We start from the raw sequence: 15,012 nt of genomic DNA on the forward strand, positions 1-15,012 counted from the left end.
TCGCTTGTCCGCCCATTCAAAACACGCTAAAATATAGACAGATTGTTTAAGGAGTGAAAATCATGTCTCAAAAACTGATGAAAAGCGTTTTGATCGTGATTTTGGGAGTTTTTATTCTTTCAACTGTACTCTCAGGAATCGTCATGTTTCTATAACGATAAAAAAGCAGGCGCCTTATTCAATGGGAATATCCTGCTTTTTTATCAGAGCTTTATGCTCGATGGCAATCTCCTCAAAAGAGCGGTTGTCGTCCGTGATCAGCACTCTCGTTCCTACTGGTATCGTTTGAAACAAATGAACAACCTCATCGTTATGCATACGTATACAGCCGTTAGACACAAATTTTCCTACTGATTCCTCTCGGTTTGTCCCATGAATTCCATAAATCCGCCCGTCCGTTCCTTTCGCGTCAAATCCGATCCATCTTGCCCCAAGCGGGTTATCAGGAGATCCCCCTTCAATATTTTTCTTTCTGTAGTAAGGATTTTCCGCTTTTACCGTTACCGAAAACTCTCCTTCAGGCGTCAAATCATCTGTTTTTCCAGTCGCCACACTATACACGCCTTCTACTTTGTTGTCGAGAATAACAGCAAGTTCATTTGTTCGCTTGTTGACAATAACATACGGATCACCTGGCAGCGGATTTTCGCCGAGCGGCCAAATCGGTGAAATCATCATGAAAATCGAACATAAGAAAAAACGCATAAGCTCCTCCTTTTTCATTAGGTTGACCAATGAAGGAAGAGCTCATGCGAATCATCCGAGTGATTTTTGCGCTTTTATTCCTTTAAAATAACTTTTAATCACTAAATATTGTTCCATTTCACCGAGAAGATGGAAGAGAGCAGCCCTCGCTTCAAATTCCTCTCTAGTCGCAGGAAGCGGCATCTCCTCAAATTCTTTTCTCATGTCAGCAAGTCTTTTCAGAAATTTATACGCTGTATTCCCAGGGTGTATCGCCTCCCGCAAATCATGAATAAATTCAGCGATCATTTTTCCCTGATCTACCGTGATGGAGATCGATGTCACTTTAGGGAGAAGGCGTTCAATAATTTCAAATTGCTTTTCTCTCATTTTAAAATAATGATAATGCAGATTTTCGTAACGTAAAATGTGGTTTTGCACATCTCGATATGCCAGGTTTTTAGCCTCCGTAATAAGCTGGTGCGTTTCCGGAATTTCTTTTCCAGACCAATCTTGCTCACCAGTTAACAAATACCGTTCGATTTCTGCAAAAATGACAGCAAAGTTATCCTCTATCTTTTTACGGTAAGCAATCAGCTTCCGATCAAGACTCGGCATATACAAGTTCATCAATAGAGCGACGCCGATGCCGACCGTAATCAGCTGAACTTCATTCCAGATGAAAGTAGGCGTAATGCCGCCGGACATGTATAAATGAAGGATAATAACAGAACTGGTGACGATACCCTCGTTAATTTTTAACAGAACCGTTATCGGAATGAATATCAAAAGAAGCGCTCCGATAACAAACGGGTGGTAGCCAATAAGCTCGAAAAAGAGAAAAGAAAAAACAATTGCCAGACAGCATGCCGCAAAGCGGGCCCATGAGGCCTGAAGCGACCGTTTTTGTGTGATTTGAATGCACAAAATGGTGATGATTCCTGCTGATGCGAAGTTTTGCAAATGCAATAACTGGCTTATATAAATAGCCAAAGCTGTTCCAAGCGCGGTCTTTGTTGTGCGGTAACCAATTTTAAACATGTCGGACTCCATTTCTATTTGTTTCTTCAATAAAAAAGAAGAGGCGGCCAGCCTTCTTCTTTTTTATATTCTATAATATTTTCTTTAAAAAGTCCTGCGCTCTTTTGGATTTTGGCGACATAAAAAATTCCTTCGGATTGCCGTCTTCGACAATCATTCCTTGGTCCATAAACAGCACACGGTCTGCCACTTCTTTTGCGAAGCCCATTTCATGTGTGACAATCACCATGGTCATGCCGGTTTCGACCAGCTCTTTCATCACCTGTAGCACTTCTTTGACCATCTCTGGATCAAGGGCGGAGGTCGGCTCGTCAAACAACATGATGTCCGGATTCATCGCAAGAGCCCTGGCAATCGCGACACGCTGTTTTTGTCCGCCAGACAAACGGTTTGGATAGTCATTTCGCTTTTCAAACAAACCGACTTTGCGGAGCAGGTCCTCAGCTTTCTCCTGTGCAGCCTGTTTTGATTCTTTTTTTACATTGACAGGCGCGTACATGATGTTTTCGAGAACCGTTTTGTGCGGAAAGAGATGAAAATGCTGAAAAACCATCCCGATGTTTTCCCGGACCTTTAATGTGTTGGTTTTCGGCTTCGTAATCTCTGTGTCTTTTATTGTAATGGTTCCGCCGTTAGGCTTTTCCAACAGGTTTAAACAGCGTAAGAACGTTGATTTGCCTGAGCCTGAAGGACCGATCACGGCAACAACCTCACCCTCAGCGATTGTTGTTGAAATGTTTTTTAATACTTCGTGTTTCCCAAATGATTTTGACAGCTTTTCAACCTTAATCATTGGATTTCAGCTTCCTTTCTACAGCCTTGCCGATAAACGTTAAAATCAGGACAAGCACATAATAAATCAATCCCGCGATAATGAGCGGCTCAAGGTAATTGTAAGTGGCGGCGCCAGCTTGATATGCGCGTCTCATGACATCACCAAGCCCGATGACGGTGACGATCGCCGATTCTTTTGTTAACGTAATTAATTCATTCACAATTGCAGGTGATATATTTTTGAAGGCCTGCGGCAGCAGCAGATCCTTCATCATTTTTCCATACGGGACACCGAGTGCAACAGCAGCTTCTTTTTGCCCTTTATCAATGGCATTGATTCCGGCTCTGATAATTTCCGATACATAAGCGGCGGAATTCAAAGACAATGCGACAACCGCAGCCCAAAACTGGTCAATTTGAAATCCGAGCAGCTGAGGAAGGCCAAAATAGACAATCATAAGCTGCAGCACTAAAGGCGTGCCTCGGAACACTGATGTATAAAAATCAGCGATCCAGATAAACGGGCGGAATGTGCTGATCTTGCATAAGCTTAGCACAATACCGAGTATAAGTCCGATAATAGCAGATACAACAACAATTTTTAATGTAATTGCCAAGCCTTCTAATATAAAAGGAATTTGGGGGATCGTTGCTGAAAAATCCAAATTCATAGCCTTTGTCTCCTTTTCTTACAGGAAAAAAGTTTCCTATTCAATAAAAAGGCTCAACGAAAAAGTTGAGCCGCTTTTTTTTACTTCTCGCCAGTGAACCATTTTTTCTTCAATTTCTCAAGCTCTCCGTTATCTTCCATTTCCTTGAGCGCTTTATTGAATTTGTCTGTCAGTTCACTGTCCTTTCTGAAAGCAATTGCTGAACCGGCTTCTTCCGCTTTCGCCTCAGGAATCACAAAGCCTTGCAGGTCATCATTTGATTTGAAATACCCTTCTGCAACAATGTCTTCAATAATCGCGGCATCGAAGCGGTCAGATTTGATTTCCTGCACCAAATCAGAAATTCTGTTGCGGTCTTCTGTTTTAAAACCATATTCCGGAGAAAGCTCTTTCCCCTTCTCTTCCTGAATAGAGCCAAGCTGAACGCCAACTGTTTTTCCTTTCAGGTCTTTCAAAGATTGAATGCCGCTGTCTTTTTTGCTGACAATCATATGGTTCGCTGTGTAATACACATCGGAAAAATCAACTTGTTTTTTACGCTCAGGCGTTGGTGTCATTCCTGACAGAACGAGATCCACCTGTTTTGATTTAAGCGCTGTAATTAAGCTGTTGAAGTCCATATCCTGCACTTCAATTTCATAGCCTGCCTTCTTTGCCAGAGCTTTTGCCAGCTCTACATCAAAGCCGACAATATTATCTCCTTCTTTATATTCAAACGGTTTGTAATCCGCCGAAGTACCCATAATTAATTTTTTCTTTCCGCTTTCTGAACCTGAATTGCTTGAGCCGCACGCAGTTAATGCAAAGGTGATGCAAGCAGCCACAAGTAATAAGAGCCATTTTTTCATGATCCATTTCCCCCGTATTCATTACTTTTGGTGTATTTGAATATTTATTCGTTAATTTGTATTTTAAACAGTTTCTCATTTTTATGCAATACTATTTTTAAAAATTATCTTTAAGCTTATCTTTCCAGTGATCTCTTCTGATATTACTAGATAAAAATTAAATCGCTGTACAATCCGATTGAATAATCCCTTAATATTTATTCATATATCCTTGGAAATTTATGCACAAAAAAACCCGGGCTGCTTTGAGCATCCGGGTTGTTCGTCTTATACTTCTTCACAATATTCTTCAAAGGCTTCCTGCAGCTTTGCCACTACAGCCATCGGCTCATGGCCTTCAATTTCATGGCGCTCTACCATTTTCATGATCTTTCCGTCTTTCAAAATCGCAAAGGACGGAGAAGATGGCGGATAACCTTCAAAATAGTCACGCGCACGCGCTGTCGCTTCTTTATCCTGTCCGGCAAAAACGGTGACGAGCTGATCAGGTCTTTTATCATAGTGAACGGAATGGTAGGCTGCCGGTCTTGCAATTCCTCCGGCGCATCCGCAAACAGAGTTTACCATGACGAGCGTCGTTCCTTTTTTCGTAAGTGCCTCATCCACCTCTTCGGCTGTTTTAAGCTCGGTGTATCCGGCAGCTGTTATTTCTTGTCTCGCTTGGCGGACAATATCATTCATAAATAAATTAAAGTCCATGTTCAATGAAGACCTCTCCTTTTTCATCATCTGTTCTTATGATAGCAAGGAAACGTCCATATCGGCAAATGACTTTGCTTCGCCGTGCACTTTTTTTGCTCTTCGTTTACTGCTTACAGAAAAAGGGGATTATATAACCAGAAGTAAAATAAAGGAGCAGTTGTATATGAGCCACAGGAAAGCGTTACTGATTCATAACGGAAATGCCGGCAACAAAAATATAGAAAAAGCACTTGGTGCTGTGGTGCCGGTTTTATCTCACCATTTAGATGAGGTGATTATTAAGCAGACAAAGAAAAAGGATGATGCGTATCATTTTTGCCAATCCATTGATGATTCTGTCGACACCGTCTTCATTCTCGGCGGCGACGGCACGATCCATCAATGCATAAATGCTATCAGCGCTCTAGAAAGAAAACCCGCTGTCGGAATTTTGCCCGGCGGCACGTGCAATGACTTTTCAAGAGTGCTTGGCATCCCTCAAAATCTTGCAAAGGCCGCGGAAGCACTTATGGCAGGAAAAAAAACCAGCGTAGACGTATGTCAGATGAATGACCGTTATTTTTTGAATTTCTGGGGGATCGGCTTAATTGCAGAAACGTCGAATCAAATCAACGAAACGGAAAAAGCATTATTGGGAAAAATCAGCTATTTTACAAGTGCCTTGCGAACCGTCTCATCCGCTGCATCGTTTCCGATGACATTAAAAATTGATGGAGAAGAAATTAAAGAAGAAGCCGTTATGCTGCTTGTGATGAATGGCCAATACATTGGAACGAATCGAATTCCTCTGCCCGATGCCAGTATTGAAGACGGCTTACTTGATGTTCTCATATGCCGCAACACCAACCTCACCGCGCTGCGGGAGCTGATGAGCATGGAACAGGGCTCAATTGATCGTTTTACCGGAGAGCTGTCCTATGTCCAGGCCTCCCGTATCGAGATTGAAACAGACACTGCCAAAAAGGCGGATATGGATGGAGAAGTTTATACACATACACCCGCAGTCATTCAGGTCCTGCCGCAGCATATCGACATGCTTGTTCCCGCAAATGAATAACTGTCATAAGGCTTTAGAAAGATTTTGCAAATCCGTTGACTCTCCCCTAGGAGGAGGTCTTACAGTATAAGGGATACACACTTGAAAAAGGGGAAGTCATATGGAGAAGAAAAATATTACCTTAACTATATTATTAACCAATTTATTTATTGCTTTTTTGGGGATCGGGCTTGTGATTCCAGTAACGCCGACCATTATGAATGAATTGCATTTATCGGGAACCGCGGTCGGCTATATGGTTGCCTGCTTCGCTATTACACAGCTCATTGTCTCACCAATAGCCGGACGATGGGTTGATCGCTTCGGGCGCAAGATCATGATCGTGATCGGCCTGTTGTTCTTTAGTGTGTCGGAGTTTTTATTCGGCATTGGAAAAACAGTTGAGATGTTATTTATCTCCCGTATGCTGGGCGGTATCAGCGCAGCCTTCATTATGCCCGGGGTCACGGCTTTTATCGCAGATATCACGACCATTAAAACACGGCCAAAAGCGCTCGGTTATATGTCAGCCGCTATTTCAACAGGATTTATTATCGGCCCCGGCATCGGGGGATTTTTAGCAGAAGTCCATTCCCGGCTGCCTTTTTTCTTTGCGGCAGCTTTTGCACTGTTAGCAGCCATTTTATCAATCCTCACGCTGCGCGAGCCGGAACGAAACCCTGAAAATCAGGAAATAAAAGGGCAGAAGACAGGCTTTAAACGGATTTTTGCCCCCATGTATTTCATAGCTTTTCTCATTATCTTAATTTCGTCTTTTGGTTTAGCATCATTTGAATCTTTATTTGCATTATTCGTGGATCATAAATTCGGTTTTACGGCCAGCGACATTGCCATTATGATTACAGGAGGAGCGATTGTTGGCGCCATTACGCAAGTCGTCTTATTCGACCGCTTCACAAGATGGTTTGGTGAAATCCATTTAATTCGGTACAGCTTAATTCTCTCGACGAGTCTGGTATTCTTGCTGACAACGGTACATTCATATGTTGCGATTCTGCTGGTGACAGTCACCGTATTTGTCGGATTTGATCTCATGCGGCCTGCGGTAACGACTTACCTGTCAAAGATTGCGGGAAATGAACAGGGGTTTGCCGGCGGTATGAATTCAATGTTTACAAGTATCGGCAATGTATTCGGGCCTATTATCGGCGGAATGCTGTTCGATATAGATGTAAACTATCCTTTCTACTTTGCAACGGTCACCTTAGCCATAGGGATTGCACTGACCATTGCTTGGAAAGCGCCTGCACATCTTAAAGCCAGCACGTGATAAGAAGCGCATTCTTTGTGTACTGCAAAGAATGCGCTTCTTCTTTATACTGATGATAGAAGGAGTGATGGCATGAAGGAATCGTATTACTCAATTGGGGAAGTATCAAAACTGGCAAACGTGTCGATAAAAGCGCTCCGTTATTACGATAAAATTGATTTATTTAAACCAGCCTACGTCGACCCGGATACCAGCTACCGCTATTATACAGATTCTCAGCTCATTCATCTGGATTTGATCAAATCATTGAAATATATCGGCACACCTTTAGAAGAGATGAAAAAAGCACAGGACTTAGAGATGGAAGAACTGTTTACTTTTTATACAGAGCAGGAGAGGCAAATCAGGGAGAAATTAGACTTTTTATCAGCCCTGGAGCAAACCATTTCATTGGTGAAAAAGCGGATGAAACGGCAGATGGAATATCCCGCGCTCGGTGAGGTGTTTGTTTTAGATGAAGAAGAAATACGGATCATTCAGACAGAGGCAGAAGGAATCGGGCCTGAAAACGTGCTCAACGCCTCCTACAGCAAATTAAAAAAATTTATCGAGTCAGCAGATGGATTTACGAACAATAGCTACGGCGCTACTTTCTCTTTTCAGCCCTACACCAGCATTGATGAAATGACTTACCGTCATATTTTCACGCCTGTATTGACGAATAAACAGATTTCATCAATTACGCCGGATATGGAAATCACAACGATCCCTAAAGGGAGGTATGCGTGTATCGCGTATAATTTTTCGCCTGAACATTATTTTCTCAACTTACAGAAGCTTATCAAGTATATCGCAGACCGCCAATTAACAGTTGTCAGTGATGTATACGAGTTAATCATACCGATTCATTACTCCCCGAAAAAACAAGAAGAATATCGTGTCGAAATGAAAATACGAATCGCTGAATAATAGAAAAAGAGCATTTTTTGAAACAAAACTTCAAAAAATGCTCTTTTTTCTTATTTAGTAAACAGATGTCTTCTCGTCAATCGATTCTAAAATTTGTTTCACTCGTCCGAGGAATCGTCCGCACACGAGACCGTCAAGCACTCTGTGATCTAAGGACAGACACAGATTAACCATGTCTCTGACAGCAATCATGCCATTCTCCATGACAACCGGGCGTTTGACGATGGATTCTACTTGAAGAATCGCAGCCTGAGGGTAGTTGATAATGCCCATCGACTGAACAGACCCGAACGAACCTGTGTTGTTGACGGTAAACGTGCCTCCCTGCATGTCATCTGCAGTGAGTTTTCCGTCTCTTACTTTTTTAGCTAGGCCGGTAATGTCTTTCGCAATGCCTTTAATTGTTTTTTCATCAGCGTTTTTAATCACCGGAACAAATAAAGAATCCTCTGTGGCAACTGCAATTGAAATATTGATATCCTTTTTCTGAATAATTTTGTCCCCCGCCCACATGCTATTCATTTGCGGGAATTCTTTTAACGCCTGAGCGACCGCTTTTACAAAAAAGGCGAAGAACGTTAAATTAAAGCCTTCTGTCTTCTTAAAGGAATCTTTTATACTGTTGCGATATGCAACCATATTTGTGACGTCGACTTCCATCATCGTCCAAGCATGCGGAATTTCTGTTTTGCTTCGCTTCATATTGGAAGCAATTGCTTTTCTTACACCTGTGACAGGGATTTCTTTATCACCGGCTGCAGACGCAGGATATGACGTCTCTTCTTTTGGCTCAGGTTTTGATGCAGACTTCGGTGCAGGAGCTGCTGTTTTCGGCTCCTCAGGATTCTGTTCTTGCACGCCGCCTGTTTCAATTAAGCGCTGAATATCTTTTCGTGTGATGCGCCCGCCGGCACCTGTTCCTGTTACTTGTTCTAGATCTATGCCGTGCTCTCCGGCCAAACGGAGTACAGCTGGCGAGTAGCGCTTTTTATTGGGCTGATCAGCGGCTTCGGCACTTTTTGCAGCAGGCGTCTCAGCGGCTTCGGCACTTTTTGCAGCAGGCGTCTCAGCGGCTTTTGATGCAGCTGGCTGTTCTTGATTTTGTTCAGCCGGATTCGCGCCTTCTGTTTCAATTTTGCAAATCACTTCTCCGACTTGCAGGGTTTGGCCTTCTTCTCCCACAAGCTCTGTTATCGTACCAGTAAAAGAAGACGGAACCTCTGCATTTACCTTATCTGTCATGACTTCCGCGATTGGATCGTATTTGTTCACTTTATCACCGGGGACGACAAGCCATTTGCTGATCGTCCCCTCTGTTACGCTTTCTCCAAGCTGCGGCATCGTCATTTGTTCAATTGCCATGATTGTATCCTCCCTTACGTCTTTAAAACTCCGCTAATTCTCTCATCGCCGCTTCCACTTTATCAGGATTGACCATAAAGTATTTTTCCATTGTCGGCGCATAAGGCATAGCCGGAATATCAGGACCTGCAAGCCGTTTGATCGGCGCGTCTAAGTCGAACAGACAATGCTCGGATATAATTGCGGCTACTTCGCTCATGATGCTGCCTTCTTTTGTATCTTCTGTGACCAAAAGAACCTTTCCAGTTTTGGACGCAGCTTCGATGATGGCTTCTTTATCAAGCGGGTAAACTGTTCTTAAATCCACCACATGCGCTGAAATGCCATCTTTTTCGAGACGTTCTGCAGCTTGTAAGGCGAAGTGGACACACAGACCGTATGTGATCACTGTGATGTCGTCGCCTTCCCTTTTTACGTCCGCCTTGCCGATTGGCAGGACATAATCATCAGCCGGAACCTCTCCCTTTATCAGACGGTATGCGCGCTTGTGCTCAAAAAACAGCACGGGGTCTTCGTCACGAACTGCGGCTTTTAAGAGCCCTTTCGCGTCATATGGTGTTGATGGCATGACAATTTTCAGTCCGGGCTGGTTGGCGAAAATTGCTTCGACTGATTGAGAATGATACAGGGCTCCGTGCACGCCTCCGCCGTATGGCGCTCTGACGACAATCGGACAGCTCCAGTCATTGTTGCTGCGGTAGCGGATTTTAGCCGCTTCAGAAATAATTTGGTTGACTGCCGGCATAATGAAATCAGCAAACTGCATTTCAGCAATCGGTCTCATTCCGTACATTGCCGCTCCGATACCGACTCCTGCGATCGCAGATTCAGCAAGCGGCGTATCCATAACGCGCTCTTCCCCAAATTGTTCATAGAGTCCGGCTGTCGCTTTAAACACACCGCCTTTTCTTCCTACATCTTCCCCAAGGACGAAAACGCGAGAATCTCGTTCCATTTCTTCTTTCATCGCCAAATTGATTGCATCAATATATGACATTACTGACATTTGTTCTTCCTCCCTACTTCGCATACACATAATCAAGCGCTGACTCAGGAGCTGCATATGGGGCGTTCTCCGCTTCATCCGTCGCTTCATTTACGATTGCCATAATTTCATCCAGCATGGTTTGTTCTATCTCATCGGACAACAGGCCTGTTTCCTTTAAGTAAGCTTGATAAGTAAGCAGGGGATCACTTTTTTTCGCTTCCTCTACTTCTTCACGGCCTCTGTAGCTGCTGTCATCGTCATCACTGGAATGTGGTGTAAGGCGGTAAGAAATCGTTTCAATTAATGTCGGGCCTTCTCCTCTGCGTGCCCTTTCGCGTGCTTCTTTAACCGCTTGATAAACTTCCAGCGGATCATTTCCATTCACAGTTACGCCAGGCATCCCATAGCCTATGGCACGGTCGGAAATGTTCTCACATGCGACTTGCTTATCGTAAGGCACTGAGATTGCGTATTTGTTGTTTTCACACATAAAAATAACCGGCAGCTTATGGACAGCGGCAAAGTTTGCCCCTTCATGGAAATCGCCTTGGTTTGAAGACCCTTCCCCGAATGTAACAAAGGCTGCGATATCCTTTTTCTCCATACGTCCCGCAAGCGCAATACCGACTGCGTGAGGCACTTGCGTTGTAACCGGAGATGATCCCGTCACAATGCGGTTTTTCTTTTGTCCGAAATGTCCTGGCATCTGGCGGCCTCCTGAGTTCGGATCTGCTGCTTTTGCAAACCCGGACATCATTAAGTCCTTTGCTGTCATGCCAAACGCGAGCACGACACCCATGTCTCTGTAGTACGGCAATACATAATCCATTTCACGGTCAAGTGCGAAAGCCGCTCCTACCTGTGCTGCTTCCTGTCCTTGACAAGAGATTACAAATGGAATTTTGCCAGAACGGTTTAAGAGCCACATTCTTTCATCGATTTTTCTTGCTAACAGCATGGTTCTATACATATCAACGGCTTCCTGATCAGTCAGCCCTAGTGCTTGATGTCGGTTTGTACTCATTCAAGCCCCTCCTTTATGCTTTTAAAAATGAATGGCTTTGCCATCTACGGCAAGCGCTGCTTCTCCAATTGCTTCAGAAAGCGTTGGATGCGGGTGAATCGTTTGCCCGATCTCCCACGGCGTTGCGTCCAGCACTTTGGCAAGACCCGCTTCAGAAATCATGTCGGTGACATGCGGGCCGATCATATGAACGCCGAGAATATCATCTGTATCTCGGTCCGCCACGATTTTGACAAAACCGTCGCTTTCACCGTATACAAGCGCTTTTCCAATCGCCATAAATGGGAACTTGCCGATTTTGACATTATGCCCGTTCGCCTTTGCTTCGTCTTCGGTTAAGCCGACACTGGCAGCTTCAGGGCTTGAGTAAATGCACTTCGGCACAAGCGTCGGATCAAGCGGATGCGGATTGAGACCTGCAAAATGCTCAACAGCAATAATTCCCTCATGTGAAGCAACGTGAGCTAACTGCAGGCCACCGATTACGTCTCCAATTGCATAAATATGAGATTCCTTCGTCTGGCAGCTTTCATTGACTGAAATCATGCCATTTTCAGTAACAATATCGGTGTTCTCTAGGCCAATGCCTTCGATATTTGCCTGTCTGCCGATGGAAACAAGCATTTTCTCAGCAGAGTAGGTAACGGTTTCTCCGTCTTTTTCCGCTTGTATGCTGATATCGTCTGATGTTTTTGTCATTGTGTCAGGCAGCACTTTTGCCCCTGTTATGAACTGGATGCCTTTTTTCTTAAGAAGACTTTCCATTTCTTTTGAAATCTCTAGATCTTCAGTCGGCAATATGCGATCCGCGTATTCAATAACCGTTACCTTCACACCAAAATCATGAAGCATAGACGCCCATTCGATACCGATAACCCCTCCGCCGACAATGATGATTGACTGTGGCAGCTCCTCCATTTGGAGCGCCTCATCTGAAGTCAGTACAGACTTACCGTCCGCTTCAAGACCCGGAAGCATTCTCGGTCTTGATCCTGTTGCAATGATCACTTGTTTCGGGATCAGCATGTCATTTTCTTCACCATTTCCCCGCTCAACAGAAATTGTGCCCGGCAGCGGAGAGAAGATTGACGGTCCAAGGATACGTCCATATCCTGTGTAAACGTCAATTTTTCCTTTTTTCATTAAATGATTTACACCCGCTGCAAGCTTATCAACAACGGCTTGCTTACGCTGCTGCACTTTTTCAAAGTTGAGGGACACGCCAGCCGTTTCCACCCCGAATTGATCGGCTTCACGAGCTGTCCGGTATACCTCTGCACTTCTAAGAAGCGCTTTACTCGGGATACAGCCTTTATGCAGACATGTTCCCCCGAGTTTTTCCTTTTCCACAACGGCTGTTTTTAAGCCGAGCTGAGCGGCTCTGATGGCCGCAACATAACCGCCGGTACCGCCGCCCAGAATGACTACGTCATACTCAGTTGCCATGGTGACTCACTCCTGTCTGTCTATTCAATACGATATTGTTTGGATTGCTCTTCGCCCTGCAATACTCTGAGCGCCCCTTGGGCAAGAGACTGCAGTTCATTTTCACCCGGATAGACTAAAACGTCTGAAATCCAATCTATGTATGATCTGATAGCAGAAACAAAACTTTTTCCGTACGCAAGGCCTCCCGTCAGCACAATCGCTTCAACTTCGCCTTTTAACGCCGCGCTGGCTGCCCCGATTTCCTTTGCTACCTGATATGCCATGGCATCATAAATGAAGCGGGCTTTTTCATCGCCCCCTTGAATCATCTGTTCCACTTTTACTGCATCATTTGTACCGAGATAGCCTAAAAGTCCGCCGGTGCCAACAAGCTTTTTCATGATTTCTTCTTTTGTATATTCCCCTGAAAAACATAGATCAACAAGATCTCCCGCAGGCACTGTTCCTGCTCGTTCAGGACTGAATGGTCCCTCGCCGTGCAGGCCGTTATTGACATCTACCACTCGCCCGCGGTCATGGACGCCAATTGTAATACCTCCGCCCATATGGGTAATAATCATTTTCATGTTCTCATATCGTTTGCCAAGGGAGGCTGCCGCTTTACGAGCGACAGCTTTTTGGTTTAACGCATGGAAAATGCTTTTACGTTCAATTTCAGGCATGCCTGAAACTTTCGCAAGCACTGACATTTCGTCTACGACAACAGGGTCGACGATATACGAAGGGATATTCAGGCCGTCAGCGATTTCCCGCGCGATAATGCCGCCGAGATTAGAAGCATGCTGACCGGCGTAGCCGCTTTTCAAATCCTCAATCATCTCATCATTCACTACGTAGGTCCCGCCTTCAATTGGCCGGAGAAGGCCGCCTCTTGCGCAGACTGCATCAAACTTTGAAATATTGATTCCCTGTTCATGAAGCGTTTCGAGAATATGGTTTTTACGAAATTCATACTGATCAATAATTCGGTCAAATCGCTGCAGCTCTTCTATGTTGTGTCTCAATGTTTTTTCAAAAATGCTTCTTTCGTTATGAAAAACACCGATTTTCGTTGAAGTTGAGCCTGGATTAATTGTGAGAATGCGTTTTTCGTCATGTAGCACTTTCATAACCTCCAGATCAATTTCTTAACGTCTGCTTAATACACTGTGGCCGTTTTGCAAAAACTGGCTTCTTGAGCGGCGCATGCGTTCAATCCGTTCCTCTGCTAAGCGGTCAGCCGCTAAATATGCAGGAATGCCGTCACGCTGAGAAATCTCAAGTACACGCTCGATATTACCGTAAATGCCTTCAACTTTTTTCAATGCACGTTCTGCATTATAGCCGTAAAGCTCATCTGCCACGTTGATAACACCGCCCGCGTTAATCACGTAATCCGGTGCATAAACAATGCCCATTTCGTGAATTTGATCACCATGGCGTGTCTCTTTTAATTGGTTGTTAGCCGCACCTGCGATCACTTTCGCCTTCAGCTGTTTAATGGTGTCGTCGTTAATAGTCGCACCAAGGGCACACGGCGCATAAATATCGCAGTCTTGTGAATAAATGTCATCAGGATCTACCGCACGGGCGCCAAAATCTTCAACTGCACGCTGTACAGATTGTTTGTTGATATCCGTAACGATTAAGTTTGCTCCTTCTTCATGCAGGTGGCGGCAAAGGTTATAGGCTACGTTCCCAACACCCTGTACAGCAATGGTTTTTCCTTCAAGAGAGTCGGTTCCGAAAGCAGCTTTAGCTGCTGCCTTCATTCCTCTATACACCCCGTATGCTGTGACTGGGGAAGGATTTCCAGAAGAGCCGAACGCAGGAGAAATCCCTGTGACGTAGTCTGTCTCATCATGAATGATATCCATATCCTCGACCGTTGTGCCCACATCTTCAGCCGTGATGTATCTGCCATTCAGCCCTTGAATATAGCGGCCAAACGCGCGGAACATTTCTTCATTTTTGTCTTTGCGCGGATCGCCGATAATGACTGTTTTTCCGCCGCCAAGGTTTAAGCCTGCCGCCGCGTTCTTATAGGTCATGCCTCTAGCCAATCTGAGCGCATCTTCAATTGCCGCTTCTTCATTTTCATATGTCCACATTCTCGTTCCGCCAAGCGCCGGACCAAGCGTTGTATCATGAATCGCGATAATCGCTTTTAATCCAGATTGTTCATCCTGGCAGAATACCAATTGTTCGTAATCGTATTTCTCCATATATTTAAAAAGTTCCATGTTCGTTCCTC

Annotated in this window: 16 protein-coding genes; 4 read left to right on the plus strand and 12 right to left on the minus strand. The window is 44.5% G+C overall.

The window, feature by feature from the left end:
• Positions 1 to 62 precede the first annotated feature (62 nt).
• Positions 63 to 155 carry a stressosome-associated protein Prli42 gene (prli42, locus tag NSQ09_RS17900; RefSeq protein ID WP_003226489.1) on the plus strand — a complete coding sequence of 31 codons (93 nt, stop codon included), beginning with the start codon at positions 63 to 65 and terminating at the stop codon, positions 153 to 155.
• 19 nt (positions 156 to 174) lie between these two features.
• Here prli42 and NSQ09_RS17905 read toward each other — a convergent pair whose 3' ends face one another.
• From NSQ09_RS17905 to brxB, 6 genes are all read right to left on the minus strand, one after another.
• Positions 175 to 705, minus strand: a complete 531-nt coding sequence (locus NSQ09_RS17905; protein ID WP_004398604.1) for a L,D-transpeptidase — start codon at positions 703 to 705, stop codon at positions 175 to 177.
• 51 nt (positions 706 to 756) lie between these two features.
• Positions 757 to 1,725: an aromatic acid exporter family protein gene (locus NSQ09_RS17910; RefSeq protein WP_129137773.1), complete on the minus strand. Its 969-nt coding sequence runs from the start codon at positions 1,723 to 1,725 to the stop codon at positions 757 to 759.
• A gap of 70 nt (positions 1,726 to 1,795) precedes the next feature.
• Entirely contained in the window at positions 1,796 to 2,518 is a 723-nt protein-coding gene (gene artR / locus NSQ09_RS17915) for an arginine ABC transporter ATP-binding protein ArtR (RefSeq protein ID WP_032730384.1), read from the minus strand.
• Positions 2,511 to 3,170, minus strand: a complete 660-nt coding sequence (gene artQ / locus NSQ09_RS17920) for an arginine ABC transporter permease ArtQ (protein WP_003230340.1) — start codon at positions 3,168 to 3,170, stop codon at positions 2,511 to 2,513. The genes artR and artQ overlap by 8 nt, the downstream gene beginning before the upstream one ends.
• An 80-nt stretch (positions 3,171 to 3,250) precedes the next feature.
• Entirely contained in the window at positions 3,251 to 4,018 is a 768-nt protein-coding gene (artP, locus tag NSQ09_RS17925; protein ID WP_032730383.1) for an arginine ABC transporter substrate-binding protein ArtP, read from the minus strand.
• Positions 4,019 to 4,285: 267 nt separating this feature from the next.
• A complete protein-coding gene (gene brxB, locus NSQ09_RS17930) occupies positions 4,286 to 4,723 on the minus strand; it encodes a bacilliredoxin BrxB (protein WP_003226477.1) in 438 nt (145 codons plus the stop codon).
• Positions 4,724 to 4,883: 160 nt separating this feature from the next.
• Here brxB and NSQ09_RS17935 point away from each other — a divergent pair, with 160 nt between their 5' ends.
• The 3 genes from NSQ09_RS17935 to bmrR all read left to right on the plus strand — a co-directional run bounded on the left by NSQ09_RS17935 (position 4,884) and on the right by bmrR (position 7,956).
• A complete protein-coding gene (locus NSQ09_RS17935) occupies positions 4,884 to 5,777 on the plus strand; it encodes a diacylglycerol kinase family lipid kinase (RefSeq protein WP_029317938.1) in 894 nt (297 codons plus the stop codon).
• A gap of 100 nt (positions 5,778 to 5,877) precedes the next feature.
• On the plus strand, positions 5,878 to 7,047 hold the full coding sequence (gene bmr / locus NSQ09_RS17940; RefSeq protein WP_003230328.1) for a multidrug efflux MFS transporter Bmr: 1,170 nt from the start codon (positions 5,878 to 5,880) through the stop codon (positions 7,045 to 7,047).
• 72 nt (positions 7,048 to 7,119) lie between these two features.
• A complete protein-coding gene (gene bmrR / locus NSQ09_RS17945) occupies positions 7,120 to 7,956 on the plus strand; it encodes a multidrug efflux transcriptional regulator BmrR (RefSeq protein WP_076458092.1) in 837 nt (278 codons plus the stop codon).
• A gap of 54 nt (positions 7,957 to 8,010) precedes the next feature.
• Here the strand turns inward: bmrR and bfmBB are convergent, their stop codons facing one another.
• Genes bfmBB through bcd form a run of 6 tightly spaced genes read right to left on the minus strand, consistent with a single transcriptional unit; the run spans position 8,011 to position 15,001 of the window.
• Positions 8,011 to 9,318: a branched-chain alpha-keto dehydrogenase complex dihydrolipoyllysine-residue (2-methylpropanoyl)transferase gene (gene bfmBB, locus NSQ09_RS17950; protein ID WP_341032250.1), complete on the minus strand. Its 1,308-nt coding sequence runs from the start codon at positions 9,316 to 9,318 to the stop codon at positions 8,011 to 8,013.
• Between the two features lie 22 nt (positions 9,319 to 9,340).
• A complete protein-coding gene (gene bfmBAB / locus NSQ09_RS17955; protein ID WP_004398638.1) occupies positions 9,341 to 10,324 on the minus strand; it encodes a 3-methyl-2-oxobutanoate dehydrogenase subunit beta in 984 nt (327 codons plus the stop codon).
• A gap of 13 nt (positions 10,325 to 10,337) precedes the next feature.
• Positions 10,338 to 11,330 carry a 3-methyl-2-oxobutanoate dehydrogenase subunit alpha gene (bfmBAA, locus tag NSQ09_RS17960; RefSeq protein WP_004398565.1) on the minus strand — a complete coding sequence of 331 codons (993 nt, stop codon included), beginning with the start codon at positions 11,328 to 11,330 and terminating at the stop codon, positions 10,338 to 10,340.
• A gap of 21 nt (positions 11,331 to 11,351) precedes the next feature.
• The gene (gene lpdA, locus NSQ09_RS17965; RefSeq protein ID WP_129137775.1) at positions 11,352 to 12,776 is read right to left on the minus strand and encodes a dihydrolipoyl dehydrogenase; all 1,425 of its coding nucleotides are present in this window, start codon (positions 12,774 to 12,776) and stop codon (positions 11,352 to 11,354) included.
• Between the two features lie 20 nt (positions 12,777 to 12,796).
• Positions 12,797 to 13,888 carry a butyrate kinase gene (gene buk, locus NSQ09_RS17970; RefSeq protein WP_003230311.1) on the minus strand — a complete coding sequence of 364 codons (1,092 nt, stop codon included), beginning with the start codon at positions 13,886 to 13,888 and terminating at the stop codon, positions 12,797 to 12,799.
• An 18-nt stretch (positions 13,889 to 13,906) separates the two neighbouring features.
• Positions 13,907 to 15,001, minus strand: a complete 1,095-nt coding sequence (bcd, locus tag NSQ09_RS17975; protein WP_003230309.1) for a branched-chain amino acid dehydrogenase — start codon at positions 14,999 to 15,001, stop codon at positions 13,907 to 13,909.
• Positions 15,002 to 15,012 lie beyond the last annotated feature (11 nt).

The organism is Bacillus sp. FSL W8-1202, assembly GCF_038006165.1.
Lineage (GTDB): Bacteria > Bacillota > Bacilli > Bacillales > Bacillaceae > Bacillus > Bacillus subtilis.